This window comes from Nocardia pneumoniae NBRC 100136, assembly GCF_000308755.1.
In the GTDB taxonomy this organism is placed as follows: Bacteria; Actinomycetota; Actinomycetes; order Mycobacteriales; family Mycobacteriaceae; genus Nocardia; species Nocardia pneumoniae.
In genome coordinates this window covers 19,232-45,931 of record NZ_BAGF01000079.1, presented here as the reverse complement: position 1 = coordinate 45,931, position 26,700 = coordinate 19,232, and the positions used below count along the sequence as shown (strand labels likewise).

26 protein-coding genes and 4 tRNA genes are annotated in these 26,700 nt (G+C 68.6%); 19 read left to right on the top strand and 11 right to left on the bottom strand.

Going from position 1 to position 26,700, the window contains the following annotated elements; all coding sequences use genetic code 11:
* Positions 1 to 54: 54 nt before the first annotated feature.
* On the bottom strand, positions 55 to 513 hold the full coding sequence (locus ON34_RS25175) for a MarR family winged helix-turn-helix transcriptional regulator (RefSeq protein ID WP_040783863.1): 459 nt from the start codon (positions 511 to 513) through the stop codon (positions 55 to 57).
* A 61-nt stretch (positions 514 to 574) separates the two neighbouring features.
* On the opposite strand from ON34_RS25175, the gene ON34_RS25170 reads away from it, so the two are divergent.
* The 3 genes from ON34_RS25170 to ON34_RS25160 all read left to right on the top strand — a co-directional run bounded on the left by ON34_RS25170 (position 575) and on the right by ON34_RS25160 (position 1,804).
* Complete coding sequence (locus ON34_RS25170) at positions 575 to 1,087, top strand: SgcJ/EcaC family oxidoreductase (protein WP_040783860.1); 513 nt, start codon at positions 575 to 577, stop codon at positions 1,085 to 1,087.
* Between the two features lie 110 nt (positions 1,088 to 1,197).
* The gene (locus ON34_RS25165; protein ID WP_040783858.1) at positions 1,198 to 1,440 is read left to right on the top strand and encodes a DUF8836 family protein; all 243 of its coding nucleotides are present in this window, start codon (positions 1,198 to 1,200) and stop codon (positions 1,438 to 1,440) included.
* 136 nt (positions 1,441 to 1,576) lie between these two features.
* The gene (locus ON34_RS25160; RefSeq protein ID WP_040783855.1) at positions 1,577 to 1,804 is read left to right on the top strand and encodes an Rv3202a family protein; all 228 of its coding nucleotides are present in this window, start codon (positions 1,577 to 1,579) and stop codon (positions 1,802 to 1,804) included.
* A 16-nt stretch (positions 1,805 to 1,820) separates the two neighbouring features.
* Here ON34_RS25160 and menD read toward each other — a convergent pair whose 3' ends face one another.
* From menD to ON34_RS25145, 3 genes are all read right to left on the bottom strand, one after another.
* A complete protein-coding gene (gene menD / locus ON34_RS25155) occupies positions 1,821 to 3,464 on the bottom strand; it encodes a 2-succinyl-5-enolpyruvyl-6-hydroxy-3-cyclohexene-1-carboxylic-acid synthase (protein WP_040783852.1) in 1,644 nt (547 codons plus the stop codon).
* Between the two features lie 634 nt (positions 3,465 to 4,098).
* The gene (locus ON34_RS25150) at positions 4,099 to 4,545 is read right to left on the bottom strand and encodes a DUF6918 family protein (RefSeq protein ID WP_040783851.1); all 447 of its coding nucleotides are present in this window, start codon (positions 4,543 to 4,545) and stop codon (positions 4,099 to 4,101) included.
* 74 nt (positions 4,546 to 4,619) lie between these two features.
* Positions 4,620 to 5,276, bottom strand: coding sequence for a PaaI family thioesterase (locus ON34_RS25145; RefSeq protein ID WP_040783848.1), 657 nt, complete (start codon positions 5,274 to 5,276; stop codon positions 4,620 to 4,622).
* A gap of 248 nt (positions 5,277 to 5,524) precedes the next feature.
* Between ON34_RS25145 and ON34_RS25140 the strand changes: the two genes are divergently transcribed.
* The 3 genes from ON34_RS25140 to menE all read left to right on the top strand — a co-directional run bounded on the left by ON34_RS25140 (position 5,525) and on the right by menE (position 8,452).
* On the top strand, positions 5,525 to 6,418 hold the full coding sequence (locus ON34_RS25140; RefSeq protein WP_040783847.1) for a 1,4-dihydroxy-2-naphthoyl-CoA synthase: 894 nt from the start codon (positions 5,525 to 5,527) through the stop codon (positions 6,416 to 6,418).
* A 1-nt stretch (position 6,419) separates the two neighbouring features.
* Positions 6,420 to 6,812, top strand: a complete 393-nt coding sequence (locus ON34_RS25135; protein ID WP_040783845.1) for a VOC family protein — start codon at positions 6,420 to 6,422, stop codon at positions 6,810 to 6,812.
* Positions 6,813 to 7,300: 488 nt separating this feature from the next.
* Entirely contained in the window at positions 7,301 to 8,452 is a 1,152-nt protein-coding gene (gene menE, locus ON34_RS25130) for an o-succinylbenzoate--CoA ligase (RefSeq protein WP_040783843.1), read from the top strand.
* A gap of 103 nt (positions 8,453 to 8,555) precedes the next feature.
* Here menE and ON34_RS25125 read toward each other — a convergent pair whose 3' ends face one another.
* The 4 genes from ON34_RS25125 to ON34_RS25110 form a co-directional block, all read right to left on the bottom strand.
* Positions 8,556 to 12,755 (bottom strand): bifunctional nitrate reductase/sulfite reductase flavoprotein subunit alpha, encoded by a 4,200-nt coding sequence (locus tag ON34_RS25125; RefSeq protein ID WP_245548183.1) that lies wholly within the window; start codon positions 12,753 to 12,755, stop codon positions 8,556 to 8,558.
* A 115-nt stretch (positions 12,756 to 12,870) separates the two neighbouring features.
* On the bottom strand, positions 12,871 to 13,575 hold the full coding sequence (locus ON34_RS25120) for a demethylmenaquinone methyltransferase (protein WP_040783841.1): 705 nt from the start codon (positions 13,573 to 13,575) through the stop codon (positions 12,871 to 12,873).
* A 74-nt stretch (positions 13,576 to 13,649) separates the two neighbouring features.
* Entirely contained in the window at positions 13,650 to 14,792 is a 1,143-nt protein-coding gene (locus tag ON34_RS25115) for a glycosyltransferase family 4 protein (protein ID WP_083889752.1), read from the bottom strand.
* 127 nt (positions 14,793 to 14,919) lie between these two features.
* Entirely contained in the window at positions 14,920 to 15,375 is a 456-nt protein-coding gene (locus tag ON34_RS25110; protein ID WP_051023112.1) for a DUF3592 domain-containing protein, read from the bottom strand.
* Positions 15,376 to 15,414: 39 nt separating this feature from the next.
* Here ON34_RS25110 and ON34_RS25105 point away from each other — a divergent pair, with 39 nt between their 5' ends.
* Entirely contained in the window at positions 15,415 to 15,921 is a 507-nt protein-coding gene (locus tag ON34_RS25105) for a DUF2505 domain-containing protein (protein ID WP_040783838.1), read from the top strand.
* Between the two features lie 188 nt (positions 15,922 to 16,109).
* The gene (locus ON34_RS25100; protein WP_157172426.1) at positions 16,110 to 16,703 is read left to right on the top strand and encodes a hypothetical protein; all 594 of its coding nucleotides are present in this window, start codon (positions 16,110 to 16,112) and stop codon (positions 16,701 to 16,703) included.
* A 74-nt stretch (positions 16,704 to 16,777) separates the two neighbouring features.
* Here ON34_RS25100 and ON34_RS25095 read toward each other — a convergent pair whose 3' ends face one another.
* The gene (locus ON34_RS25095) at positions 16,778 to 18,049 is read right to left on the bottom strand and encodes a geranylgeranyl reductase family protein (protein ID WP_040784184.1); all 1,272 of its coding nucleotides are present in this window, start codon (positions 18,047 to 18,049) and stop codon (positions 16,778 to 16,780) included.
* Between the two features lie 197 nt (positions 18,050 to 18,246).
* Between ON34_RS25095 and ON34_RS25090 the strand changes: the two genes are divergently transcribed.
* Positions 18,247 to 19,299 (top strand): polyprenyl synthetase family protein, encoded by a 1,053-nt coding sequence (locus ON34_RS25090; RefSeq protein WP_051023079.1) that lies wholly within the window; start codon positions 18,247 to 18,249, stop codon positions 19,297 to 19,299.
* Between the two features lie 228 nt (positions 19,300 to 19,527).
* On the top strand, positions 19,528 to 20,409 hold the full coding sequence (htpX, locus tag ON34_RS25085; RefSeq protein ID WP_040783836.1) for a zinc metalloprotease HtpX: 882 nt from the start codon (positions 19,528 to 19,530) through the stop codon (positions 20,407 to 20,409).
* Between the two features lie 16 nt (positions 20,410 to 20,425).
* Here the strand turns inward: htpX and ON34_RS25080 are convergent, their stop codons facing one another.
* Positions 20,426 to 20,890 carry a MarR family winged helix-turn-helix transcriptional regulator gene (locus tag ON34_RS25080; RefSeq protein WP_040783835.1) on the bottom strand — a complete coding sequence of 155 codons (465 nt, stop codon included), beginning with the start codon at positions 20,888 to 20,890 and terminating at the stop codon, positions 20,426 to 20,428.
* A gap of 125 nt (positions 20,891 to 21,015) precedes the next feature.
* Here ON34_RS25080 and ON34_RS38350 point away from each other — a divergent pair, with 125 nt between their 5' ends.
* Complete coding sequence (locus ON34_RS38350) at positions 21,016 to 22,044, top strand: nitroreductase/quinone reductase family protein (RefSeq protein ID WP_040783834.1); 1,029 nt, start codon at positions 21,016 to 21,018, stop codon at positions 22,042 to 22,044.
* Here the strand turns inward: ON34_RS38350 and ON34_RS25070 are convergent.
* Positions 22,031 to 22,522, bottom strand: coding sequence for a YajQ family cyclic di-GMP-binding protein (locus tag ON34_RS25070; RefSeq protein WP_040784182.1), 492 nt, complete (start codon positions 22,520 to 22,522; stop codon positions 22,031 to 22,033). The genes ON34_RS38350 and ON34_RS25070 overlap by 14 nt on opposite strands.
* Before the next feature lie 175 nt (positions 22,523 to 22,697).
* On the opposite strand from ON34_RS25070, the gene ON34_RS25065 reads away from it, so the two are divergent.
* The 8 genes from ON34_RS25065 to nusG all read left to right on the top strand — a co-directional run bounded on the left by ON34_RS25065 (position 22,698) and on the right by nusG (position 26,629).
* A tRNA-Tyr gene (locus ON34_RS25065) sits at positions 22,698 to 22,780 on the top strand.
* Positions 22,781 to 23,320: 540 nt separating this feature from the next.
* Positions 23,321 to 23,393 (top strand) — tRNA-Thr (locus ON34_RS25060).
* 80 nt (positions 23,394 to 23,473) lie between these two features.
* Positions 23,474 to 23,549 (top strand) — tRNA-Met (locus ON34_RS25055).
* Between the two features lie 41 nt (positions 23,550 to 23,590).
* Positions 23,591 to 23,761, top strand: coding sequence for a 50S ribosomal protein L33 (gene rpmG, locus ON34_RS25050; protein ID WP_011211653.1), 171 nt, complete (start codon positions 23,591 to 23,593; stop codon positions 23,759 to 23,761).
* Positions 23,762 to 23,945: 184 nt separating this feature from the next.
* Positions 23,946 to 25,013: a fused (3R)-hydroxyacyl-ACP dehydratase subunits HadA/HadB gene (locus ON34_RS25045; RefSeq protein WP_040784181.1), complete on the top strand. Its 1,068-nt coding sequence runs from the start codon at positions 23,946 to 23,948 to the stop codon at positions 25,011 to 25,013.
* Between the two features lie 221 nt (positions 25,014 to 25,234).
* Positions 25,235 to 25,307, top strand: a tRNA-Trp gene (locus tag ON34_RS25040).
* 31 nt (positions 25,308 to 25,338) lie between these two features.
* Positions 25,339 to 25,725 carry a preprotein translocase subunit SecE gene (gene secE / locus ON34_RS25035; RefSeq protein ID WP_040783832.1) on the top strand — a complete coding sequence of 129 codons (387 nt, stop codon included), beginning with the start codon at positions 25,339 to 25,341 and terminating at the stop codon, positions 25,723 to 25,725.
* Positions 25,726 to 25,840: 115 nt separating this feature from the next.
* Positions 25,841 to 26,629, top strand: coding sequence for a transcription termination/antitermination protein NusG (gene nusG / locus ON34_RS25030; RefSeq protein WP_040783830.1), 789 nt, complete (start codon positions 25,841 to 25,843; stop codon positions 26,627 to 26,629).
* Positions 26,630 to 26,700 lie beyond the last annotated feature (71 nt).

Genomic DNA, 26,700 nt, shown 5'->3' with positions numbered 1-26,700 from the left:
TAATCGGTCCTCGCGGGGACTCGTGGGCTGACATCGCGAATCCGCGCGCCGAGGTCAGCCTTTCGCCACGACGCGATCGGTCTGCTCCCGATGGACGGCGAGCGCGGTGTGCAGGAAGTCGAGGATCAGCGCGAGTTGATCGGTGTCGTAGCGGCCGAGCGCCTGCGCGCCCGCGCGGCCGACCGGTTCGAAGATCCGCTGCGCCACCTCGCCCGCGGCGTCGGTGGCGGTCACCAGGACTCGGCGCCGATTCGCCGGATCCTGAGCGCGAGCGACGAACCCGGCCCGTTCCAGGCGATCGATGACCGTAGTCGTTGCCGCGGGACTGAGTTTCAGCGCGGCACTCAGCTCACCGGCGGGCAGCGGACCGCGGCCGAGCACGACATCCAAGCACCGCAGGTCGGTGCGGTTCAACCCCAGATGAGCGGCGGCCGCCTCGTCGAAGAGGTCGAAGCTCTGCTGGAGCAGCCGCAACTGCGTACCGATCTCGCCGATGAGTTCATCTTTCGACATTCGAAACTTTCTGTTATCGTAGACTTCGTTCGCCGAAACGATAGCACGACAGGGGCCAGCGATGAACCAGACCACCGACCGGACCGCCACCGATGCCGCCCAGATCCGGGCGCTGTTCCAGGACCTCATGCGGGCCTGGACCGATAACGACGCCGTCGCCTACGCCGCGCTGTTCACCGAAGACTCCGACTACGTGTCCTACGACGGCACCCGCGCGATCGGCCGCGCCGAGCATCAGCGCAATCACGACAAGCTCTTTCGCGGCGTGCTGGCGGGCTCGGCGCTCGTCGGCGAGGTGGAGTCGATCCGCTTCGTCACTCCGGACGTAGCGATCCTGCACGGCACCGCGTCGGTGCTGATGCCGTGGCGTTCGCGGCTGCCCGAGCGCAGGCTCTCGCGCCAGACGCTGGTGCTGGTGCGCACTTCCGGAAACTGGCGGGTGAGCGCGATCCACAACGGCCGGATTCGCCCGGTCACCATCCCCGAGCCGGATTCCTTTCCGGCCGCGATGTCTCAGCTCATGGGCCGCATCGCGCGCAGGCTCGGACTCGGTCTGCGCCGGGCGGCGGCGTAGCCGTCCGCGCGCGACCGGGCCGTCTCGACCGCCGCTCGACACCGTTCGCGCCGCGCCGCCGTTATCCAGCCGTAGCGGCGAAAAGCGCTGGAAAAGCGGAGAATTGGAGGATGAAGGGTGATCGGGTGGAGATCGTCGTCGATGTCGGCGACGGGTCGCGCAATTACGAGATCGCGGCTACTCGGGCCGGGCGGCGGGTGGAGGTGCGGATCGCGCGCGGCGTGGTCGAAGTCAGTGAGGTGACCCGGTCGGGGACGGCGGTGCGCACCGCGCGGTTCATGGCCGGGCGCACGCTCGCACTGGTGGAGCATCCCGCGAGCGCGGCGGCCCCGCGTGCGGACGAGGCGGGGTGACGCACCTTGCGAGATGGTTGCCCCGCGGCCCGGCCACGGGCATCCTCGATGCTGTCGCCAGTTGTTCGTCCGCCTTGATTGCGGCGTGCCACGACGGGTATGCCGATCGCGAGGCCTACGCGGAGAGGAGCGCACGATGACAGATCCCCTTGCGGACGCGGTCCCCGAGGCCGATCTCGCGGAGCAGTCCATCCCGGCGTATCCGGAGGAGCCGGTCCTACCCGACGACGTACCGGAGGGGGAGGAAACTGCCGAGCGAGCGGTCATCGAGCGCGACGTATTCGACGCCAACCCGGCGGACGTGTTCGAACAGTCCATCCCGGTCCCCCTGGACGATGAAATCGAGGAGGACCTGGACTACTGACCAGGCCGCCTCTCGTTCAGGGCTGGATCTTCGCCCGCACCGTCGCATGCAGTTCACGCAGGCTCGACCGCTCGGTGGCTACCTCGAGCACCCGCATGCCGTGCGCGTGCCCGGTCAACTCGACGGCCAGCTGCTGTGGATCGACCTGCCGGTGCGGGATGCGGTAGGCGGCGCACAGCGCGGCCAGATCCATGCCGTGCGGCGTGCCGAAGACCCGTTCGAACACGCCCGCGTACTGCGGATCGCCCTGCTCGAGCAACTCGAAGATGCCGCCGCCGTCGTCGTTGGCGACCACGATGGTGAGGTCGGCCGGTCGTGGTTCGCCGGGGCCGATGAGCAGGCCGGACGCGTCGTGCAGGAACGTGAGGTCGCCGATCAGCGCGATGGTGCGGCCCGGGTGGTGTAGTGCCGCGCCGACGGCCGTGGACACCGTGCCATCGATACCGGCGACGCCGCGATTGGACAGCACCTTGATCCCCGGCCGGGGGTGGGAGACCAGCGCGGCGTCGCGCACCGGGTTCGACGCGCCGAGTAGCAGCTGGTCGCCGTCGCGCAGTGCGTCCATCACGACCGCGGCGACGTGCAGCCCGGTCGGCTTCGGGTGCCGCGCGAGTTCGGCGCGCACCACCTGGTCGGCTTTCGCGTTCAGTTCGCGGCAGTGATTCAGCCATTCGGCGCTCGGCTCGCCCGAGGTGACCGCGCGCGTTCCGGTGCCGACCACGTTGCCGGACACGTCGGGCCAGCGCGGGCCGGTGGTCAGCGCGTACACGCGGACATCCGGGTCGGCGAGCACCTTCGACACCTGGCGGTGCAGGGTCGGACGGCCGGTGATGATCGCTTGCCGGGGTCGCAGCAGCGGCAGCGCGAGCGGGTGCAGCGGGGGACCGTGCATGGGTGCGGTGGGCTCGGCGACGGTCGGCAGCGCCGCCAGTTCCGGCCGGAGTCCGGCGCCATGTCCGGAGATCACCACCGTGTCGGGGGTCAGATCGAGATCGAGCGGCACGTCCAGCGTCGCGTACTGGGTCTCGGTCCAGGCGCACTCGCCCGCGCGGCCCGCGGGAGCCGCCTCGTTGGGCACCGGGTCGGGGACCAGCGGCTCGCGCAGTGGGACGTCGAAGTGCACCGGGCCCGCGTTGCCGGAACGGGTGCCGCGCGCCGCCGCGAGCACCCGGCAGACCGTCGAGCGCCACTGGCTGTTCTGCTGACCGTAGGGCGGATGGTCGGCGTCGCCCGTCTCCTCTTCGGCGAGGCCGAGCGAGATGGTGGCGCGCACCTGGCTGCCGAACAGGCCGAACTGCTCGATGGTCTGGTTGGCGCCGGAGCCGAGCAGCTCGTAGGGACGATTGGCGCTGAGCACCACCAGGGGAACCCTGGCGTAGTTGGCCTCCAGCACGGCGGGTCCGAGGTTGGCCACCGCGGTGCCCGAGGTCATCACGACCGGAACCGGGAGCCTGCTCGCGACGGCGAGTCCGACGGCGAGGAAGCCCGCCGTTCGCTCGTCGATCCGCATGTGCAGCCGCAACCGCCCGGCCGCGTCGGCGGCCTGCAGGGCGAAGGCCAGCGGAGCGTTCCGGGAGCCGGGGCACAGGACGACATCCCGCACGCCCCCGCGCACGAGCTCGTCGACGACGACCTGCGCTTGTGCTGTAGACGGGTTCACGCCTCCAGACTGGCAGACAGTTCCGCCTGTTCGACGTCCGGGAGGGGCATGTCTCACTGTCTCTTCGGCCACGTACACCGCGTGGCCGGATTCGTGCTGCCCTGGGGCCGGGGCCGGGCGAGGTTGTTCGGCCACGTCCGCGGCGGCGGATTCGTGATGGCCTGGGACCGGCTCAGGCGGAACTGCTAGGCCATGTCCGGTGGTCCGTGCTTGTCACGCTCTGGGGGCGGCTCGAGCGGTGCTTTCGGGTCACATTCGGGGCGCGGTCGAGTTCGTGATGCTTACGGCGGGGCCGGGCGGTGCTGTGGGTCATGCCTGCCGCATGGTCGTGTTCGCCATGCTCTGGGGCGCGGCTCGGGGGTGCCGTTGGGTCACATCCGCACCGAGTTCGTGAAATCGGATCGGGGGGAGTCGGCCAGAGCCGCAGCGAAGGAGCCGCGATGCGTCGCGCTCGGGAAGGCAGTGGCATACATTTCGGCCCTGCGCTCTGCACTGGCCGCGCTCAGCAAAACCACACCGCAATAGCGGTTCGGCGTATCAGTCGATCTCGCTTGGTGCGGGATCGACAAGGTCGCGCGTGCGTCGCACATCGAGGGCCGGGCAGCCGAGACACCCCGATGTGCGACCTCGCAAATCAGTTGGCGTGCTTCTGGATCAGGTCGCCGACCCGCGGGAGCGCCTCGACGACGTTCTTCTTCGCCGACGAGCGCATCGAGGAGTAGACCTTCTTCAGAGCAGGCCGGGTGGAGGCCTCGGCGCGCGCGTCGGTGACCGCGAGCAGCGCCTCGGCGACCTCATCGGACTTGGCGACGAGCAGATCGGCGAACTTGCCGGAGCCCGACGCGGCGTACTCCTGCCAGAACGGCTCCAGCTGCGCGACGAGCTTGGGCGCCAACGACTCCAGCGCGTCGGACACGATGGTCGGGCTGATCTTCTTGACCGCCGCGTAGCCACCCTTCACAGCCAGGCCGGACGCACCACCCTTGTCCGAGACCTCGGCGTCGAGAACCTCGACGGCATCGGCAAGGAAAGCCGGGCGCTTGGCGTCGTCGAGCAGGGATTCAGACAGTGCTGCAACCACTTTCAGGTTCCTCCGGATCGATATCGATGAACGAGCGAGGGCAACTATACGCACCCGCGCCAGCGTTCACCCGGCTACGGCTGCCAGGGCAGCAACTGAACCATCAATCCCTCGCAGTCGGCGAGCAGATTGCCCTGCTCATCGAGCAATTCGGCGGTGATAAAAGTTTTTCGTCCTTCGATCCGGTCGACCCGCCCGCGAACGGTCAGCGCCGTCTCGAGCGGGGTGACCTTGCGATAGTTCACGTGGAGGAACGCCGTGCGGCTGATCGGCCGTCCGGCGTAGTGCACGATCATGCCGAGCAGGTCGTCGAACAGCAGGGGGAGCACGCCGCCGTGCGCGGCCCCGTTGCCGCCGAGGTGGAAGCGGCGGAACACGCCGGTCATCTCGATGCCGTCCGGTCCCGCCTCGACCACCCGCCACGGCAGCAGCAGAAGGCTGCCGCGCCCGGGCAATTCGACGGCCCGGCCCGCGGGACCCTGCAACTCCGGCGCGCGGTACGGCTCGAGCAGATCGATCAGCTCACGGGCTTTGGCCCGCGCCGCCCCGAAGACGTCGTCCGGCGCGTCCACGGAGACCGCGAGATCCTGGAGCGTCCGCATGTCATCGACGAACTCGCCGAAGTTCGGCCCCACCTTCGCCGCGGTGACCTTCGGGAATCCGCCGTGCTTCTCGTACCGGGATTCGTCCACCGCGCTCCGGTCGATAACAGGTTTCACTCGATCGCTCATACCTGCACGGTAACGCGTAGTTTTACACCGTCAAATCGAGACCGTGCGGACACAGCGGACACGCAGTGCGGCAGCCTCCGTCAGGCACCCACTTCGCCACCCGACCACACCGGCCCAGCTCCCGGTTTCGAGCGAAGCGAGACCGAGCATTGCCCATTCGCGGCCCGGCTCGGACGCGAGCCATAAGGGGGCCGCGAACACGCAGTGCCGCAGGCACTGCAAAATCAGACACAGCAATAATCACCGGGGTGACGTTCAATCCGAAGCTGTGGCGCCCCGTTCCGGGGTTCGAGAACCTGACCGACATCACCTACCACCGGCATATCGAGCAGGGCACCGTACGGGTCGCCTTCGACCGGCCGGAGGTGCGCAATGCGTTTCGCCCGCACACGGTCGACGAACTCTACCGGGCACTCGACCACGCCAGGATGACTCCGGACGTCGGCGCGGTGCTGATCACCGGGAACGGCCCGAGCCCCAAGGACGGCGGCTGGGCCTTCTGCTCCGGCGGCGACCAGCGCATCCGCGGACGCAGCGGCTACCAGTACGCCAGCGGCGACACCGCGGACACGGTCGACCAGGCCCGCGCGGGCCGCCTGCACATTCTCGAGGTGCAGCGGCTGATCCGCTTCATGCCGAAGGTGGTGATCGCGCTGGTGAACGGCTGGGCCGCGGGTGGCGGCCACAGTCTGCATGTGGTCTGCGACCTGACCCTGGCCAGTCGCGAGCACGCCCGCTTCAAGCAGACCGACGCCGACGTGGGCAGTTTCGACGGCGGCTACGGCAGCGCGTATCTGGCCAAGATGGTCGGCCAGAAGTTCGCCAGGGAGATCTTCTTTCTCGGCCGCCCCTACACCGCCGAGGAGATGCACCAGATGGGCGCGGTGAACAAGGTCGTCGACCATGCCGAGCTGGAAGACGTGGCGCTGGAGTGGACCGCCGACATCAACGGCAAGTCCCCGCAGGCGCAGCGCATGCTGAAGTACGCGTTCAATTTGGTCGACGACGGTCTGGTGGGCCAGCAACTGTTCGCCGGTGAGGCGACCAGGATGGCGTACATGACCGACGAGGCCGTCGAAGGCCGCGACGCGTTCCTGGAGAAGCGCAAGCCGGACTGGACCCCCTACCCCTGGTACTTCTGACATGGACATCCTCAGCAGCCGGATCATTCTGCGCCCCGCCGACTACGCGGCCACGCTCGCCTTCTACCGGGACGGGCTGGGGCTGGCCATCGCGCGGGAGTATCCCGGCGGCACGGTCTTCTTCGCCGGACAGTCGCTGATCGAGGTGGCGGCGCACGGCGGATCGGGCAGCTCCTCGTCGTTCGAGGGCGCGATCTGGCTCCAGGTCCGCGATGTGTCCGATGTCGCCGCGGAGCTGTCGCTCAAAGGCATCCCGATCGACCGTGCCCCGCTCGAGGAGCCGTGGGGCCTGGTGGAGATGTGGGTGCGCGATCCCGACGGCGTGCCGATCGTCTTCGTCGAGGTGCCGCCCTCGCATCCGATCAGACGGGATTCCCGCTGGTCACCGGCGTGACATCGGTTCCATTCGATAGTTCGGCGGGCCGCGCCGAGTTGCCAACGCGACAACCGGCGAGGACGATAACGCTCAGACGGCCACCCGACCGCCGATGTCCGGGTCGCCGTGTCCGCGTCCCGTCCGACGAGTGAATCGCAGTCCCGATGCCAGTCGTACTCGAGCCCCCATCCGTCCGGGTAGCCGCACCGCTCCCGCGCCACCCCAGCAAACCGACCCGTTCCGCGTGTGGTGACGCGGGCATGACACGATCCCTACTGTGAGGGAGCGCAGCGAGCGAGCCATGGGCACAGCGGCTCTTGGCACCACCGAGCCCGGCAAACGGCGAGGCAGGGCATGAGCGAGCGCAGCGAGCGAATCATCAACGCAGCGCGCATCGCGCATGACGGAGCCGAGCGCCAGCGAGGCGCGGTCATGAGCGGTCAGGCCTGGAGGAGGCAGCGGAGCGTGACCACGGAGGGCCCCGCTCATGCCCGGATGGATACGGCATGAGCAAGACACTGCGAACCTTGCCGATGCCGACCGGATCGGGTCTCGGCGACGTCATGCCGCACCTGCGGCAGGCGCTGGAGGGCAACGGGGCCGCGTGGCTGCCGATTCCCACCAGCGACCGGCGCGAGGCCAGACGACTGAGCGACGCGCTGTCGCCGGGTGAGCCGATCGACGACGAGGTCGCCTTGGTCGTGACCACCTCCGGCACCACCGGTGTGCCGAAAGGCGCGATGCTCAGCGCGGCGGCTCTGCGCGCCAGCGGCACCGCGACGCACGATCGGCTCGGCGGGCCCGGCAGCTGGTTGCTGGCTCTGCCCACCCATCACATCGCGGGCATCCAAGTGCTGCTGCGCAGCATTCTGGCGGGCACCGAACCCACGGTGCTGGACGTGTCGGGCGGATTCCTGCCCGAAGCGCTCGCGGGCGCCATCTCGGGCATGCGCGGCGAACGACGGTATACGGCGCTGGTCCCGACCCAGTTGATCAAGGCGCTCGACTCGCCGGTCGCCGCCGCGGCGCTGGCCGAGCTCGACGGCGTGCTCGTCGGCGGCGCGGCCACTCCGCTTCCGGTGTACGAGCGTGCCCGAGCCGCGGGCATCACCGTGGTCCGCACCTACGGCATGAGCGAAACCTGCGGTGGGTGCGTATACGACGGCGTGCCGCTGGATGGCACGCAGGTGCGCATCGAGGACGGCCGGGTGGTGATCGGCGGCGCCATGATCGCCTCCGGCTATCGCAATCAGCCCGACCATCCGGCCTTCGCCGAACCGGGCTGGTTCCGCACCGATGACGCGGGCAGGTTCGAGAACGGCTTGCTGACCATCACCGGACGGCTGGACCAGGCGATCACGACCGGCGGCCTGCTGGTGATCCCGCAGGTGGTCGAGGCGGTGCTGAGCACCCATCCCGCGATCAGCGAGGTGGTGGTGCTCGGGCTGCCGGACGAACGGCTCGGGGAGCGCGTCGCCGTGGCCGTGGTGCCCGCCCCCGGCGCCGCACCGAGCCTCGACGAACTACGCGAACACGTGATCGCCGAACTGGACACCACCGCCGCGCCACGCGAGCTGGTGGTGCTCGACGAGATCCCACTGCGCGGCCCTGGCAAGCCCGACCGCGCCAAACTCCGCGAATACCTGCTGGCCGACTAGCCACCGACCGGCACCGCGCGAACGGCCGCAGAACCCCGGGTGTTTCGAGGTCAGCCGTCGTGTTCGAAACCGAACTCCTGGTTCGGGCCGCGGTGGCGTCAGCTCAATAGACGTCGCGGACGTAGCGTTTTTCGGCGATCAACTGCTTCTTGAACGCCAGCGCGCCGTCCTCGTCGAGTTTGCCGTGGATGCGGGCGATCCGCAGCAGCGCGTCGTCGACGTCCTTCGCCATGCGGCTGGCGTCGCCGCAGACGTAGAAGTGGGCGCCGTCGCGCAGCCAGGACCACAGCTCGGCGCCGTGCTCGATCATCCGGTGCTGCACGTAGATCCGCTCGCGCTGGTCGCGGGAGAAAGCCAGGTCGAGCCGGGTCAGGAAGCCGGAGCGGAACATGTCCTCCAGTTCGGCGCGGTAGTAGAAGTTGTGCGCCGCGTGCTGATCGCCGAAGAACAACCAGTTGCGTCCGGTGCAGCCGAGGGCCCTGCGCTCCTGGAGGAACCCGCGGAACGGCGCGATGCCGGTGCCGGGTCCCACCATGATCATCGGCGTCGCCGAGTCGGCGGGCGGACGGAAGTGCGGGGCCCGCTGCAGGAAGATCGGCACCGCCGCGTCGGCGAGCTCGGCGCCCGCCCGGTCGGCCAGGAAGGTCGAGCACACCCCGCCGCGCCGCGCCGCCGAACCGATGGCCGAAGGGTCGCCGTAGCGGACGATGCCGACGGTCAGCTCCACCTCATCCGGGCTGACCAGCGGGCTCGACGAGATCGAATACTGTCGCGGTTGCAGCTTCTTCAGCGTGCCGAGCCACTCCACCAGATCGGCCCGCACTGGGAAATCACGCAGCACGTCGACGGCCTGCCGGTCCCACAGGTAGTTGGCCAGCTCGTTGCGATTGTCCCTGCGCAGCAGCTTGGCGAGCCTGCCGCTGGGATTGCGCTCGGCGAGGAAGCCGAGCAGGTCGTTGCTGACCTTGGTGATGTCGTAGTGCGTGCGCAGCGCCTCGGCGAGCGGTAGTTCGCGGTCGTCGACCTCGACCACCCTGCGGCCGTCCAGGCCGGTGGCGGTCAGCCACTCGGTGACCAGCGAGGTGCAGTTCACCGGCCAGACGCCGAGCGAATCGCCCACCTCGTATCCGGCCTCCAGACCGCGCAGATCGAACCCGAACCGGCGCACCTCTTTGGGCGAATCGCCGGTCGAGAGCACCTCGTTGCGCACCAGCGGGGCGCGCAGCGGCACGCTGCGGGTGAACGGCGCGGGAGCGGTGCGGGTGCGGCCGAGCGCGGGCGCGGCGGTCGGCCGCTCCATCGTGGCTACCGCACCGGTGTGCGTCGTCGTGCGCACTGAGCCGATACCGCCGCGTGCCGGCAGATCGACGGGGGAGCCGGGCTCGCCGGAAGGACCGTCGCCGAACGCGGCGAGCACGTCATCGAGCCAGCGCTCACCGGCGTCCTGGTAGTCGGGTTCGCTGTCGACGCGCGAGAGCAGCCTGGTCGCGCCCAGCTCGGCCAGCTTCTGGTCCAGTTTGCGGCCGTAGCCGCAGAAATCGTCGTAGGACGAGTCGCCGAGCGCGAACACCGCGTATCGCACACCGGTCAGCCGCACGGCGCTCTCGGCCAGCCGATCCCAGAAATCGGCTCCGTTGTCCGGCGGTCCTCCGTCGCCGAACGTGCTGCTGATCAGCAACACGTCACCGCTGATCGCGCCGAGATCGCAGGAATCCAGGTCGAGCAGCCGGGGCGCGAAACCGCCCTCGGCCAGGCGCGCGGCGGCTTTGGCGGCGAATTCCTCCGCGGTGCCGGTCTGCGAAGCCCACAGCACGGTGATCGCGCGCGCGGCGGCGCCCGCGCTCGGGGCGGTCACCGGGACCGCCGTGTCGCGCGAGTACATACCGGCGAGCAAGCCGTCGACCCACAGCCTGGCATGCGCGGACATCGGCGCCGACTCCGGAACGACCGGCTGCCCGGTCACCGGAAGCGCTTGCAGCGCGGCCAGATAGCCGCTGAGGTAGATCCGCTCGGTCTCACTGAGCGTGGGTGCGGTGCCGCCGTCCAGGCCGAGCACGGCCGCCAGCGGGTGCGCCGACTCCACCGTCGGCAGTGCCGGGGGAGTCTCCGGTCGCGGCGCGGCGGCGACCCGGCGCAGCGCCACCGCGCACGCTTTGAACTCCGGTTGCAGCGACGCCGGGTCGACCGCGTCGTTGGTGACCGCGTTGATGGTCAGGTATTCACCCTGCTCGTCGTTCCAATGGAACGGCACGAAGCAATCGCCCTGGCGAACCCGGTCGCTGACCTGCACCGGCAGGACGGCCCGGCCCCGGCGCGAGGCGATCTCCAGCTGGTCGCCCTTGCGCAGGCCGAGGCGCTCGGCGTCGGCCGGGTGCACCTCGACGAACGGCGTGCCGTTCAGCTTGGTCAGCTTGTCGATCTTGCCGGTCTTGGTCATGGTGTGCCACTGGTGTTGCAGGCGGCCGGTGTTGAGCAGGAACGGGTAGTCGTCGTCCGGCATCTCCCGCGGCAGCATGTGCGGTCGCGGCCAGAAGACCGCGCGGCGGCTCGGTGTGGCGAAGGCGAGCCGGGGCTGATGGCCGTTCTCGTCGACGAACAACGTCTGGCTGACCCCGTCGTTGAGATACCGGATCGGGTTGCGCCTGCGTTCGGGCTGCGCGCACGGCCACTGCATCGGGCCGTCGCGCAGCGCCTCGTAGCTCACGCCGCGCAGGTCGTAGCCCGTCGCGGGATTCGCGAACCGCTTGATCTCGTCGAAAACCTCGGCGCTGGACGCGAAGTCGAAACCGGGGAACCCCATCGCGGTGGCGACGTCGGCGATCAGCCGCCAGTCCGGCCGCGCGTCGCCGGTGGGCGGGACCGACTGCTGGAGCAGGGTGAGGTTGCGTTCGGAATTCACCATCACCGCATCGGCTTCCGCCCACAGCGTGGCGGGCAGCAGCAGATCGGCGTAGGCGTTGGTCGCGGTTTCGGTGTAGGCGTCCTGCGCGATCACCAGTTCCGCCGCCTCCAGGCCCGCGATCACCGTCTTCCGGTTCGACACGGTGGCAACGGGATTGGTGCAGATGATCCACGCCGCCTTGATCGTGCCCTCGGCCAATGCACGGAACATCTCGACCGTGCCCGGCCCGGCCTCGGTGCGCAGCGTGCCGGGTTCGAGGCCCCACTCGGTTTCCACGAACGCGCGGTCCTCGGCGGAGAGCAGGCTGCGCTGACCGGGCAGACCGGGCCCCATGTAGCCCATCTCGCGCCCGCCCATCGCGTTCGGCTGGCCGGTGAGCGAGAACGGCCCGCTGCCGGGACGGCAGATGGCCCCGGTGGCCAGGTGCAGGTTGCACAGGGCGTTGGTGTTCCACGTGCCGTGCGTGGACTGGTTGAGTCCCATCGTCCACAGCGACATCCACTCACCCGCCGCGCCGATCCACTGCGCGGCGGTGCGGATGTCGGCTTCGGCGAGTCCGGTGATCTCGGCGACCCGCGCGGGCGGGTAGTCGGCCAGGAACTCCGGCATCGCCTCCCAGCCCTCGGTGTGCTCGGCGATGAACTGCGCGTCGATGTCGCCGTTCTCGACCAGCAGGTGCAGCAGCCCGTTCAGCAGCGCGAGATCCGTGCCCGGGGCGATCTGGAGGAACAGGTCGGCACGTGCGGCGGTCTCGGTGCGGCGCGGGTCGACCACGATGAGCTTCGCGCCCGCCTTGAGCCGGTCGGCCATGCGCAGGTGGAGGATCGGGTGGCAGTCGGCCATATTCGCGCCGATCACGAAGAACAGATCCGCGTGCTCGAAGTCGTCGTAGGAGCCGGGCGGCCCGTCCGCGCCGAGCGACTGCTTGTACCCGGTACCCGCGCTGGCCATGCACAGTCGCGAGTTCGCCTCGATGTGCACCGTGCGCAGATAACCCTTGGCGAGCTTGGTCGCGAGGTACTGCGCTTCCAGCGACATCTGCCCCGAGACGTACAGGGCGATCGCGTCCGGACCGTGCTCGTCCAGGATCGCCCGCAGTCGGGTGGCGGCCTCGTGCACGGCCTCGTCGACGGGGAACGGCACCGGGACCTGGCCACGTTCCGAGCGACGGTAGGCGGTCTCCATCCGGCCGGAGGCGCCCATCAACTCCGCGTGCGTGGCGCCTTTGGTGCACAGACGACCCGCGTTCGCCGGGTGCAGCTTGTCGCCGCTGACCTTGGCGATCACCGGTTTGTCCCCCGGGCCGGAGCCGGTCTGCACGGTGATCCCGCAGCCCACGCCGCAGTACGAGCACGCCGTTCGGGCGATGCCGTCGCTGCGGCCGGTCACTGCGTCAGACATGCCTTCGATCATGCGGACCGCCGATTGCGCCGGATTTACCCCGCGTTATCGGCAGGTGACATTCCACCTCACCGCTGCGAAATCCGGCGGTGAGGTGTGATCGGGGTCTCGCGGATCAGCCGAGTTTGTACGCCCGATGCAAGGCGACGACGCCGCCGGTGAGGTTACGCCACTTCACCGACGACCACCCGTTGGCCGCGATCCGCATCGCCAGCCTGCGCTGGTTCGGCCAGTCCGGAATGGATTCGGCCAGGTAGACGTAGGCGTCGGGATTGCTGCTCACCACACGCGCCACCTTGGGCAGCGCCTTCATCAGATACTCCAGATACAGCGTGCGGAACACCGGGACCACCGGTGTGGAGAACTCACACACCACCAGCCTGCCGCCCGGCTTGGCGACCCGCAGCATCTCCCGCAGCGCGAGGTCGGTGTCCGCGACGTTGCGCAGCCCGAACGAGATGCTCACCGCGTCGAAGGAGTCGTCGGCGAACGGCAGCGCCATCGCGTCGGCCGCCACCATCGGCACGTCGCGGAACCGGCCCGCGGCGAGCATGCCCTTGGAGAAGTCGGCCGCCAGGCACCACGCGCCGGATTTGCGCAGCTCCATGGTGGATACGCCGGTCCCGGCCGCCAGATCGAGCAGCCGCTCACCCGGTCGCAGCGCGAGCGCCTTGCGGGTGGCCCAGCGCCAGTAGCGATCCTGCCCCGCGGAGATCACCGTGTTGGTCAGGTCGTATCGCCGGGCGACGCCGTCGAACATCGCCGCGACTTCCCGCGGCTGCTTGTCCAACGACGCCCGGTTCGATTGCGTTTTCGCCACGCCAAGACACTAACTCCAGCTCCGGGACGAACCGAGCATGGCACGACGATACGTCGGTCACGCCCGATCGCGGTTCACGCCGTATGCGGCAAGCGGATCCGCGTCCCGGTCACCTCGGCGTAGTGACCCATCAGTTGACCGCAAATGGCAGGCCAGGTACGCGACAGCACCGATTTCCTGGCCGCGCCCGCGAACCGGGTCCGCAGCGCGGGATCGTGCAGCGCCCCCACGGCGCTGGGCAGCAGTTCGCCGAACCGGTCCACCGGAAGGAGGTAGCCGTTGCGGCAGTGCGCGATCAGATCGCGCGGACCGCCCGCGTCCGGACCGATCACCGGGACGCCCGACGCCAGCGCCTCCTGCACGCCCTGGCAGAACGTCTCGTGCTCGCCCGCGTGCACCATCACGTCCAGGCTGGCGTACGCCCGGGCCAGCTCGTCGCCGCCGAGCTCGCCGGTGAACACCGCCGTCGGCATCATCCGCGCCAGCCGCTGGCGCTCCGGCCCGTCGCCGACGATGACCAGCTGGACGGCCGGGTCGGTGGCCAGCACGGCGAGCCGCTCGACGTGCTTCTCCGGCGCGAGCCGCCCCACGAAACCGACCAGCAGCCGATCCCGTCCGGCGCGCCAGGCGTCGCGCAGCGCCGCGGATCGGGCGCTCGGCGTGAAACGCGCGATGTCGACACCCCGGCCCCATCGGTGTACACGCGGGATACCGTGCCTGGCCAGGTCCTCCGCCGCTGCCCGGGACGGGGCGAGGGTGCGGGTGGCGCTCTCGTGGATGCGCCGGGTCCATCCCCAGGCCGCTCGGCTCGCCAGCCCGAGCCCATAACTCTTGGCGAAGCCCGCGACGTCGGTCTGGTACACCGCCACGGTCGGCAGGTCCAGGCGCAGCGCAGCGCCCAGGCCACCTGCCCCGAGCAGGAACGGCGAAGCCAGATGGACCACATCGGCGTCGAAGTCTTCGATGGCCGAGACGATGCCCGGTTGCGGCAGCCCGACCGGCAGCGAACTGACCTTCGGGACCATGACCGCGGGCACCCGGTGGACCGGGAACCGTCCGTGGCCGCGCGGTGCGGCGGGTAGCCCGCGCGGGGTGTCCGGCGCGACGATCAACGCGTCGTGTCCGTGCCGGTCCAGGTGCTCCAGCACCCGCAGCACGGAGTTGACGACGCCGTTCATGTTCGGCAGAAACGACTCCGCGACGATCGCTACTCGCACGCTTTCAGCCTGACCGCCACATCGCGCCGCGCCCCCACACCGAAGTGAAGCGCACGGAAAGTTCCGGCGAACTATCGGGGCGGCGAAATCGCGGGCAACAGCCCCGAGCGGGCAGCCGCCGGAACGCTCAGCCGACCGGCGTCGGCCTGCGTCCGCTCGCACGGTGCAGCAGCCACAACGCCGGAAGCGCGAGCAGCCAGACCACCACGATGACCGACAGCGCGGGCGGAATCGCGACGCGCACGTCGCGGCCCTCCACGCGCACCAGGTCGGGGTCGCTGCGGCTGTACTCCACCCGGATGCGCTCACCCGCGGTGAGGTTGGTCGGATACAGCACGCCGACCTTCGGGTTGTGCGTCTCACCGTCGGGCGTGACGTACATGACGGCCGAGCGCAGCCGCCCCGCCGAGAGCACCTCGGCCGTTGTGCTGCCCTTGTCCGAGCTGATCAGGTAGTCGTTGCGCCAGGCGGCCAGCACCAGCAGCGCGACCAGCACGCTGACGGCGGTCGCGGCGATCAGCACGCCGATCCCGGCCCGTCGCAGGCGGATCGGCCGCCCGGTGGACTGGCTGGTTTCCGACACCGCCACAGGCTACCGACCGGCTCGGCTACGGTGGCGGCCATGTCCCGAAAATTCAGCTTCACCGTGCCCTACACCGTCCCGGTCGAAGATCTCCACCGGGCACTCATCACCGACGACGTCTGGCAGGCCCGCTTCGCCGACGCCCCGACCGCGACGCTGCGGGTGTCGCATCCCGACGGCGCGGGAACCATCCGTATCCACATGACCGAAAAAGCCGCGGAGGACAAGGTTCCCGCGCTGGTGCGCAAGGTGCTCAAGAGCGAGCTCACCTTCTCCCGCACCGACAACTGGCAGCCCCTGGTCGGCGAGGTCGCCAAGGGCACCTTCGAGGCGAGCACCGGCGGCATCAACACCGCCATGTCCGGGACCTACGAAATACGTTCCACCGCGGAGGGTTCCGAGCTCGAGGTGGCAGGCACCGTGCAGGTGAAGGTGCCTTTGGTCGGCGGCGCCATCGAGCCGCTCGCCGAACAACTGCACCATCGGGTGCTCACCAGCGAGCGCAAATTCATCGAGGAGTGGCTGACCACCGAACCGACCGCCTGACGCATCCGTCCGTTGCCCCAGCGCGAGCCGGGGCAACTCCTCGATCGCCCGGTCGGGTACGACATGAAGTCCTTGCTATGCGACCTGGTTTACGAGCCGCTATCCAGCGGTACTAGTTGACGGCACGATTTCGATTCGCCGCCATGCAGCTCGGCTGCATCGCGGAATTGGCGAGGAGTGATTCCGATATGAACTACCAGTACGGCTGGCCAGGTGCGCCGGGCAGCTATCCGCCGCCCCCGCCTTCGGCGAGTGGTGGCACCGGAATCGCGTCGGCGCTGCTTGCGCTGCTGGGTGGGGGTTGGACGATATTCGGTCTCGTGTCACTGGGGACGCTCGCATCTCTCGACACCCTGGCAGGTCTTGCGCTGATCAGCGTGGCGGTGGCCGGATTCGTGGCGTTCCTGCTCGTGCTCGGCGGCATCCTGCTGCTGTGCCGGTCGACCGCGGGCCGGGTTCTGGTGATCATCGGCAGTGCGCTGAGTTTGATCAACATAGCGGTGGAGCTCGCGGTGTCGGGCCTTTTCGGCCTGCTGCCGATAATCGCCGGAGTGTTGACGCTGGCGACCCTTGTCCTCGCCGCCATCAGTCCGACCGGCCGGTGGATCGCGGCACGTCGTCAACCGACTCCGTCGTACGGCCCCCAGCCCGCACCGCCATATGGCCAGCCCGCGCCCGCGCCATACGGCCACCAGCCTCCCCAGCCTTACGGATTCACAGCCGCTCCACCCTCCGGCCATCCGGCTCCGCCGTACGGCCAGCCGCCATATCCGAACCGCTGAGCCGCTGGTCCGTTCGGGATCGCGGGGCCGGATTCCGCACGTCGGCGGGCGTGGCTCCTGGAGCGGCCGGATTCCTAGGCGAACGGCTGCCGCTCGTCGAAGCGCATCGACGTGCGGCCCGCCGCTCGCCAAGCCCGCGCGGTCAGGTCGACGTCCTCGTCGGTGACCAGGTTGCCCATCACGCGAACGGCCGTGCGCTGCAGGTACTTCGAGCGCATCACCGGAGGGCCGCCGAGCGGAACCATGCGCGGATGGGTCGCCAGGCCCGCGATCCGGCGCGCGACCGAGAAGGTGCGCCCATAGCGTGTGCGCAAGACCTGCGGCCAGATCGTCGTCAGGTCGGGCTCGTCCAGCAGGTCGGCGAGCAGATGGCCGCCTTCCAGGCCGTAGTCGATGCCTTCGCCGTTGAGCGGGTTCACACAGCCCGCGGCGTCGCCGACCAGCACCCAGTTGCGTCCGGCGACGTTCGAGACCGCGCCGCCCATCGGGAGCAGCGCCGAGGCCACCGCGCGCAGCGAACCCTCGAATTGCCATTCCTCCGTGCGCAACGCCGTGTAATGCGCCAGAAGCGGTTTCAGCGCGATATGCGAGGGCCGCCGCTCCGTGGCCAGCGATCCGACGCCGATGTTCACCTCGCCGTTCCCGAGCGGGAACACCCAGCCGTACCCGGGCACCAGCGCGCCGGAGGCGTCGCGCAACTCCAGATGCGAGGTGATCCACTGATCGTCGCTGCGGCCGGATCTGATGTAAGCCCGCGCCGCGGTGCCGTAGGCGTACTGCCGGTGCCAGGTGCGGCCGAGCAGCCGCCCGATCGGCGAGCGCACCCCGTCGGCGACCACCAGCGTGCGGCAGGCGATCGTTCGCACGGCATCGGCCGTGCGCACCGTCACGCCGGTGACCCGATCGCCCTCGCGGGTGACGTCGACCACCTTCGTTCCGTCCACCACGCGCGCCCCGGACTTCACCGCCGTCTCGCGCAGCTTGTCGTCGAGTTCGGTTCGCGGAACGGCGCTTCCGTAGGTCGGGAAGGAGCCGCCGGGCCAGCTCAGCAGCGCCTCGCGGCCGAAGCCGGTCATCCGTAAACCATGGTTGACGATGTGCGCCCGCACCCACTCGCCGAGGCCGAGCAGCTCCAGCTCCGCGGTCGCGCGCGGAGTCAGCCCGTCACCGCAGGTCTTGTCCCTCGGGAACACCGCGGAGTCGACGAGCACCACGTCCCGTCCCGCCCTTGCCGCCCACGCGGCGGACGCCGAGCCAGCGGGCCCCGCACCGACGACCAGCACCTCGGCTCGGCTGGGCAACGCGGCCTCGTCGCCGCCCGTGGGAGTCGCTTCCGGAGAACCCATGCGCTCCATACTCGCAGGGCCGTCTCGATCCTGTCGACGGCGGTCGCGCTCGGCCCGCCGAGCGCCATGACGACGAACGGCGACAAGACAGATCCGCCGCGGAGTGACGGTGTTCATGGGCCATCGGCCGGGGACACGCTAGGTTCTCTACCGTGGGGTCGGACGCATCGCTGGGAGAAGAAATGAGCAGATCGGCCATGAGTGAGCGCAGCGAGCGACTCACGGACGCGCACGACGGTGCCGGCAGCGCCGAGAGCACGGTGGTGGCCGGCGTCGATCTCGGTGACGACGAGCTCGCCGCCACGGTGCGCGACGGCCTGGAGAAGGTGGAAAAGCTCCTGGTCGACGAGCTGTCCGACGGTGCGGAGTTCCTCCAGGAAGCCGCCCTGCACCTGGCGAAGGCGGGCGGAAAGCGGTTCAGGCCGCTGTTCACCATCCTCACCGGGCAGCTCGGTCCGCGTCCGACCGATCCCGATTTGATCACCGCGGGCACCGTGGTGGAGCTGGTGCATCTGGCCACGCTGTACCACGACGACGTCATGGACGAGGCCCCGATGCGTCGCGGCGCCCCGAGCGTGAATTCGCGGTGGGGCAACAACATCGCCATCCTCGCGGGGGACTACCTGTTCGCGCACGCCTCCCGGCTCACCTCCACCCTCGGCCCCGACGCCGTGCGCATCATCGCCGAGACCTTCGCCGAACTCGTCACCGGTCAGATGCGCGAGACCATGGGCGCCCGCGAGTCCCAGGACCCGGTCGAGCACTACCTGCGCGTGGTGTGGGAGAAGACCGGTTCGCTCATCGCCGCCGCCGGACGTTTCGGCGGCACCTTCTCCGGGGCCGGCGCCGAGCACGTCGAGCGACTCGCCCGCCTCGGCGACGCGGTCGGCACCGCCTTCCAGATCTCCGACGACATCATCGACATCTCCTCGGCCTCCGAGCAGTCCGGCAAAACACCCGGCACCGACCTGCGCGAAGGCGTGCACACCCTGCCGGTGCTGTACGCGCTGCGCGAAGAGGGCGTCGAAGGCGACCGCCTGCGCAAGCTGCTCGCCCGCCCGCTGGAGACCGACGACGAGGTGGCCGAGGCACTCGATCTGCTCGCCCGCTCCCGCGGCATGGTGCTGGCCAAGGAGAAATTGCAGGGCTACGCCGATCTCGCCCACACCGAGCTGTCCGCGCTGCCCGGCGGCCCCGCCAACGACGCACTTCAGCGATTGGTCCGCTACACCATCGAACGCGTGGGCTGAAGTATTGGCCGCGCGGGCGCGGCGAACGGCGGTGCTCGGTCTCACTGCGCTCGAAAGTTGAGGTGGGGCCGGTGTGGTTGCGTGGCGCGGGGAGCCTATTCACGACCCAGTACGTGATCTCCGCGGGTAGCTTCCGGGCGGTGTGGATTCACGGAACTTTGCCCGGGGCTTCTATCGTTTATCTGCTGTAAGGCAGCTCGGTGAACGGGGGAGTGGCAAGGGAGACTTATGCACGGGCACGGCTTTGCGAATGGATTGAAAACCTTCGGGTTGATGGTGGGTCTTTCGGCCTTGATCGTGTTCGCGGGTGCCATGTTCCGCAGCCCGACGATCCTGGCGATCGCGATCTTGCTGGCGGTGGGCATGAACGCGTACGCCTACTTCAACAGCGACCGGATCGCGTTGAAGGCGATGCACGCCCAGCCGGTCAGCGAGCTGGAGGCGCCGGTCGTCTACCGGATCGTGCGGGAGCTGGCCACCACCGCCCGCCAGCCGATGCCGCGGCTGTACATCAGCCCGACGAACGCGCCCAACGCGTTCGCCACCGGACGTAGCCCACGGCATGCCGCGGTCTGCTGTACCAGTGGCATCCTGCAGATTCTCGACGAGCGGGAATTGCGCGCCGTGCTCGGCCACGAGCTCTCCCACGTCTACAACCGGGACATCCTGATCTCGTCGATCGCGGGCGCGCTGGCGGCCGTCATCTCCGGTCTGGCCAACCTGGCCTTCTTCGCGTCCATGTTCGGCGGGAACCGCAACGGTGAGGGCCCCAACATCCTCGGCGTGCTGCTGGTGTCGCTGCTCGGTCCGATCGCCGCCACTTTGATCAAGCTGGCCGTCTCCCGTTCGCGCGAATACCAAGCCGATCAGTCCGGCGCCGAGCTCACCGGCGACCCCCTGGCGCTCGCCTCCGCCCTGCGCAAGATCGAGCGCGGCGTCCACGCCGCTCCGCTGCCGCCGGAGCCGAAGCTGACGGCGCAATCGCACCTGATGATCGCCAACCCGTTCCGCCCGGGTGAGCGGGCCGCACGCTGGTTCTCCACGCACCCGCCCATCGCCGAACGCGTCGAACGGCTCGAGGAGATGGCGGGCGGTCCGCGCCGGTACTGATTTCCCGGCGCTCGCGTCAGTCGTCCATGGCCAACTGGTCTTCGTAGGCACGGAAGGTCTCGACGAACAATCGACGCTGCTCCGGTGTGAGCGGTTCCAGCACCGTTCGCCAAGCCCGCGCGCTGCGGCCCAGCCACTTGTGCACCGACTGCTCATGGGCAGCCGCGATGGCGACGATGGTGCGCCTGCGGTCGTCCGGGTCCGCGGCGCGCTCGAGCACACCCTGCCTGCTGAGTTCGCCGACCATCAGGCTCACCGTCGTCGGAGCCACCTCCAAGCGCGCGGCCAGATCGGTCACCGTGGTCGGCCCATCGAAGACCAGGTTGGCCAGCAGCGACAGGTGCCGAGGGGCGAGTGAGAAGGATTCCAGTTCCTGCGGAACACCCAGCTTCTTGGCCCGTCCGACCACCCGGGGCATGAGCAGCAGCAGAGTGCGGATGCCCTCATCGACGCCGAGCCCCGCTCGCTCCTCGCTTGACACGCCTCACACCTCCCAATAGCCTTTGATCACAAAATAATTTTGCTTGCAAAGCAAAATTCAATCTCGACACCAGGCTATAACCAGCGGTCGCGGCGAGTGTGCCGCGCCGGGAAGGGGCGTCGGCCATGACCGATCCGGAGCGCACCGGGCCAGCGGACTTCAACCGCGCGATCATCATGGAGTTCCGCGCCAACGCGGGCAAGGTCGGTGGAATGTTCGAAGGGGCGCCGCTCCTGCTGCTGACCACCGTCGGGGCCAGAACCGGCCGTCGGCACACCGTGCCGGTCGTCTACCGCCGCGACGGCGCGCGCGTCCTCGTGTTCGGGTCCAACGCCGGCGCCGACACCCATCCCGCCTGGTTTCACAACGTGCGGGTGAATGCGGACGTGACCGTGGAGATCGGCACGGGGGATCGGATCGAGACCTATCCCGCCCATGCCCGAATCCTCGAAGGCGCCGAACGAGATCGCCACTACGCCGCACAGGCGAGCGACGATCCGGCCTTCGCGGCATACCAAGCGGCGACCGAGCGAATCATCCCGGTCGTCGCACTGCAACCGGTACCGGAGCCGAAGCTGCGCAGGCGGCGCTTCCTGGCGGGCGCGGGCGCCACCGCGGCAGTCGCGGGCGCAGCCGCGGGGGTGCTCATGAGCGGCTCACCGGATGCGGCCGCGCCTGCTCAGCAGCGTGCCGCGGCCATCGGCGATCACCTCCGCCAGGTGCATGCCCAGTTGCGCCGCGACCTCGCCACCATCCGCACGGGTCTCGACGAATACCTCCGCGCACCCGGCTCCAGGGCGGAACCGGCATTCCCGCAGGATCTGCGTGCCCACTGCGTCGCTTTCTGCGGCGCGCTCGGCGAGCACCACACCAGCGAAGACGGGGTCTTTCCGGCTCTGGTCCGGCTGCGGCCCGAACTCGCGCCGGTGGTGGAGCGACTGCATCGCGAACACGGCGTGGTGGCCGCGGCGCTGACCGAGCTACGGGCCCTGCTCGACGCATCGGAACCGGCCGACCCGGCTCGGCTGCGCACCGAATTCGACCGCCTGGCAGCGGAACTGGAAACACACTTCGACTACGAGGAAGACACCCTGGTCGAAGCCCTCAACGTGACCGAACCTGCCGCGCTGCGACCCGCGGTCAGCGGTAATTGACGAACTGCAGCGCGATGCCGAAGTCCTCGCCCTTCAACAGCGCGATGACCGCCTGCAGATCGTCCCGCTTCTTGCTGCTCACTCGCAGCTCATCACCCTGAATCTGCGCCTTCACGCCCTTGGGGCCCTCATCGCGGATCTTCTTCGAGATCTTCTTCGCGTGCTCGGAATCGATGCCCTGCACCAGCGAACCAGTGATCTTGTACACCTTGCCGGACGCCACCGGCTCGCCCGCGTCGAACGCCTTCAGCGAGATGTCCCGGCGGATCAGCTTCTCCTTGAACACCTCCAGCGCGGCCTTCACCCGCTCCTCCGCCTCGGCGGTGAGCACGATCTTGTCCTCCCCGGACCACTCGATGGACGCGCCGGTGCCACGGAAGTCGTAGCGGGTGTTGAGCTCCTTCTCCGCCTGATGCAGGGCGTTGTCGACCTCCTGCCGGTCGACCTTGCTCACCACATCGAAAGACGAATCAGCCACGCTGCGCTCCTGTTCTGACGGACGACAGGTCATCTGAACCGGAGGCTTCCGGCCCTCGTCAGTTCTACCCGCCAGGGCCGAGGGTAGTCGCGCCGCACGGCCGATAGCCAGCCGGTTTGCATTCAGGGTGCAGGTTCGATGTATTCTGCTCAGCGCGCACAAACAATGCGCGAACGGCAGGTTGCCCGAGCGGCCAATGGGAGCAGACTGTAAATCTGTCGGTGAAAGCCTACGTAGGTTCGAATCCTACACCTGCCACGGCGTTCGCTAGGTGAGCCCTGTACGCGGAAAGCGCGTACAGGGCTCACTTTGTGTGTCTTGTGGGGGTGCAACCCCCACACCCCGCCCGGAGGGGCTTCGCCCCCCCGGACCCCCCTTCCAGTGGTTGCGTTGGTGGGCGTGTGTCCGGGTCGTGGGTATGCCGGTGATGGTTGGTTGCGTGTGTTCTCTTTGGCTGGCGCGGTGGAACCAATCGCAAAACACTTTGTGTCGTCAGTGTCACAGTATGCAAGGCGTTCGATGCGAGGCGTTAGTTCATCCCTCGTTTTTGTGAAGCGAGACCGGGCATTTTCGGTTCGCGCACCGGTATGCGTCCGAGCTACCCGGGTTCGCGACGAAGTCGCCATCGGTGGTCGCCCGGGCATGAGCGTGAAATCGTTGCCGACACGCCGCGTTCGCGCGGTCGAAAATACCCCTCTGACCACGCGGTTTGGTGCTGAGACCGGTGAGTGTGTAACCTCGTTCAAGACTTCACCGCGCTGGGGTCGAGCGTTTGGGGCTCGGTGCGGGAGTAGTCATGCCCCCTTAGCTCAGTCGGCAGAGCGTTTCCATGGTAAGGAAAAGGTCAACGGTTCGATTCCGTTAGGGGGCTCGCCGGATTGCCGGTGGTGACCGACTCGGCATCGCTCCCGTACGCGGGTTGGGCTCGGCACCATGGCAATGCGACGCCGTGGCGGTGTAGCTCAGTCGGTAGAGCAAACGACTCATAATCGTTGTGTCGCCGGTTCAAGTCCGGCCATCGCTACCACAACCGATCAAGCCCATCAGGTACCGGAAAGAAGGCATATCGTGGCCGCGAAGTCCACCGATGTCCGGCCAAAGATCACCTTGGCCTGCGAGCAGTGCAAGCACCGCAACTACATCACGAAGAAGAACCGGCGCAACGATCCCGATCGGCTCGAGCTGAAGAAGTTCTGCCCGAATTGCGGCACGCACCGGGCGCACCGCGAATCCCGCTAGTTCTCCACGCGTGAACTGCCGCGGGGAAATGACGCCGGGAGTCGCATCCCGGTATCTCGGGCCGTGACACCGCGAGGGCCGGACATTTGTCCGGCCCTGACGCATTTTCACGGTGTGGTGCGGTGGTGAGCGCTCCACCGACTCCGTGGCATCGGGGTCAGATAGGTACAGTCCTCCCGTGACAATCAACACCGGTACAGACGAAGCGGTCCAGACGGGCGAGGCGCTCGACCCGGCGGCCCACGCCGCGGCGATGGTCGGTCACCACTACCGCGTCGACGACTACTACGAGGTCGGCCGCGAGAAGGTGCGGGAATACGCCCGCGCCGTGCAGGACTACCACCCGGTGCACTGGGACGAGGACGTGGCCCATGATTACGGCTACGACAACCTGCTCGCGCCGGTCACGTTCATCTCCCTGGTCGGCATCCTTGCCCAGCGCAAGCTGTTCGAACAGATCGTCACCGGCTACGACCTCAGCCAGATCATGCAGACCGACCAGATCCTGGAGTTCCACCGCCCGATCAAGGTCGGCGACCAACTCACCTGCGACGTCTACCTGCACTCGTTCCGGCAGGCCTTCGGCGGCGACATCATCGTGACCAAGAACATCGTCACCGCCCAGAACGACGAACTGGTGCTCACCACCTACACCACGCTGGTGGGCCGCAGCGGCGGCGACATCGACCCGAACCTCACCGCCGCCGTCCGCAACGTGCTCATGCACGGCATCGGCGAGGACGCCCCGGACCACCGCCCGCGCAGCGAAGCCACACCGAGCCAGACCCCCGCGCCGGTCGCCCCCACCGCAGAGGGGATCCGCACCAAGCACGCCATCCGCTTCGAGGACGTCTCCGTCGGCGACGAGCTGCCTCCGCGTACCGTCCGGCTCACTCGCGGCGATCTGGTCAACTACGCGGGCGTCTCCGGCGACGCCAACCCGATCCACTGGAGCGACGAGGTCGTCAAGCTGGTCGGCCTGGACAACGTCGTCGCCCACGGCATGCTCACCATGGGCCTCGGCGGCGGTTTCATCACCTCCTGGCTGGGCGATCCCGGCGCGGTCAAGGAGTACAACGTTCGCTTCACCAGCCCGGTCTACGTGGGTAGCGACGAGGCCGCCGAGATCGAGTACACCGGTAAGGTGAAGTCGGTGGATCCGGAGGCCAAGACCGCGGTCGTGGCCATCGTGGCGAAGTCGGCGGGAAAGAAGATCTTCGGCCGCGCGACCGCGACGGTGCAACTGGCCTGACCTGGTCGGCCGACCCTGATTCGCTATTGGCGCGCACGGTAACGTACACTCGGGTTTCTGGGGTCACCAGCCGCTGCGCGCTGCTCTGTAGGGCTGGTTCCAGGCGGTTCGCGAGGATCGCCGACGGGGCCGGCAACTGCCGGAGTGGCGCGCGTGTTGTGTGACACCAGCGCACAACTGAATATCGACGAGTGGTCGGACAGCACACACCGTCCGACCGAAGGGGCGTAGCTCAACTGGCAGAGCAGCGGTCTCCAAAACCGCAGGTTGCAGGTTCAAGTCCTGTCGCCCCTGCCCTGGATGCCAGCGACGAGAGAGGATCGACGTGGACGAGCGGGACACTCGCCGCGGCGCACATGCCGACGAAGGCGATGGCACCGCCGCAGCGACTCGGCCGAGCGGCAAGCGGTCCGCCCGGCGGACTCGCACGTCCTCGGCGACCGACACGGGCGCGATCGCCACGCTCGACCGCCCGTCGCGGAAGGCAACCAAGACAACCGATCGGGCCGAACGCAAGCCGGGTAATCCGTTCAAGCGTTTGATCAAGTTCCTGCGTGAGGTCATCGCGGAACTGCGCAAGGTGATCTGGCCCAACCGGAAGCAGATGGTCACCTATACGAGCGTTGTTCTGGTGTTCGTGATTTTCATGGTCGCGTTCATCAGCGGGTTGGATCTGGCGTTCATCAAGGGTGTCAACTGGCTGTTCGGCTAGCTGAACGCGCCGACGCCGGTAGCCGATCCCGGGGCGGACACGGGCGGAAGCAATTCGCCGCGCCCGGCCCGGCACGCAGAGGATGTACGTGACGACACAGGAAGCGAGTGCCCCAGTGAGCACCCCGGAGAACGACACACACGACAAGTTCCCGGCCGACGACGCGGTGGCCGAGCCCACCGACTCCGTCGAGGAGTTCGCGACCGACGAGTCCCCGGTCGAAGAATCGGAGCCCGCTGAGTCCGCCCCCACCGCTGCTGTCGACGCCGAGCCCGCCGATCCCGTCGCCGAGATGAAGGCCGCGCTGCGGCGCGCCCCTGGCGAGTGGTATGTCATCCACTCCTACGCGGGCTACGAGAACAAGGTGAAGGCGAACCTCGAGACCCGCGTGCAGAACCTGGACCTGGAGGACTACATCTTCCAGGTCGAGGTGCCCACCGAAGAGGTCACCGAGATCAAGAACGGCCAGCGCAAGCACGTCAACCGCAAGGTGCTGCCCGGCTACATCCTGGTCCGGATGGAGCTCAACGACGAGTCGTGGGGCGCCGTGCGCAACACCCCCGGCGTCACCGGATTCGTCGGCGCCACCTCGCGCCCGTCCCCGCTGTCCATCGACGACGTGGTGAAGTTCCTCGTCCCGGCCGCGCAGCAGCAGAAGAAGCCGGCCGCGGCCGCAGCCGCGGCGACCACCGAGGCCGCGGGCGGCGAGGTCGCGCCGAAGCCGGTCATCGAGGTCGACTTCGAGGTCGGCGAGTCGGTGACGGTCATGGACGGCCCGTTCGCGACGCTGCCCGCCAGCATCTCCGAGGTCAACGCCGAACAGCAGAAGCTCAAGGTGCTCGTGTCGATCTTCGGCCGCGAGACGCCGGTCGAGCTGGCGTTCACCCAGGTGGCGAAGATCTAGATCCGGCCCGTCGGCGGACGGGATGCATCGCCCGCGCCAGCGGGTCGGTCCCCACGACTTGCAAAGAGCAA

Coding starts and splice junctions, on each gene's coding strand:
- ON34_RS25170 (WP_040783860.1), top strand. CDS start 575: ATGAACCAGACCACCGACCGGACCGCCACCGATGCCGCCCAGATCCGG.
- menE (WP_040783843.1), top strand. CDS start 7,301: ATGAGCAAGACACTGCGAACCTTGCCGATGCCGACCGGATCGGGTCTC.
- ON34_RS25125 (WP_245548183.1), bottom strand. CDS start 12,755: ATGTCTGACGCAGTGACCGGCCGCAGCGACGGCATCGCCCGAACGGCG.
- ON34_RS25095 (WP_040784184.1), bottom strand. CDS start 18,049: ATGGGTTCTCCGGAAGCGACTCCCACGGGCGGCGACGAGGCCGCGTTG.
- htpX (WP_040783836.1), top strand. CDS start 19,528: ATGCACGGGCACGGCTTTGCGAATGGATTGAAAACCTTCGGGTTGATG.
- ON34_RS25105 (WP_040783838.1), top strand. CDS start 15,415: ATGTCCCGAAAATTCAGCTTCACCGTGCCCTACACCGTCCCGGTCGAA.
- ON34_RS25135 (WP_040783845.1), top strand. CDS start 6,420: ATGGACATCCTCAGCAGCCGGATCATTCTGCGCCCCGCCGACTACGCG.
- ON34_RS25145 (WP_040783848.1), bottom strand. CDS start 5,276: ATGAGCGATCGAGTGAAACCTGTTATCGACCGGAGCGCGGTGGACGAA.
- ON34_RS25160 (WP_040783855.1), top strand. CDS start 1,577: ATGACAGATCCCCTTGCGGACGCGGTCCCCGAGGCCGATCTCGCGGAG.
- ON34_RS25165 (WP_040783858.1), top strand. CDS start 1,198: ATGAAGGGTGATCGGGTGGAGATCGTCGTCGATGTCGGCGACGGGTCG.
- ON34_RS25100 (WP_157172426.1), top strand. CDS start 16,110: ATGAACTACCAGTACGGCTGGCCAGGTGCGCCGGGCAGCTATCCGCCG.
- ON34_RS25090 (WP_051023079.1), top strand. CDS start 18,247: ATGAGTGAGCGCAGCGAGCGACTCACGGACGCGCACGACGGTGCCGGC.
- ON34_RS25175 (WP_040783863.1), bottom strand. CDS start 513: ATGTCGAAAGATGAACTCATCGGCGAGATCGGTACGCAGTTGCGGCTG.
- ON34_RS38350 (WP_040783834.1), top strand. CDS start 21,016: ATGACCGATCCGGAGCGCACCGGGCCAGCGGACTTCAACCGCGCGATC.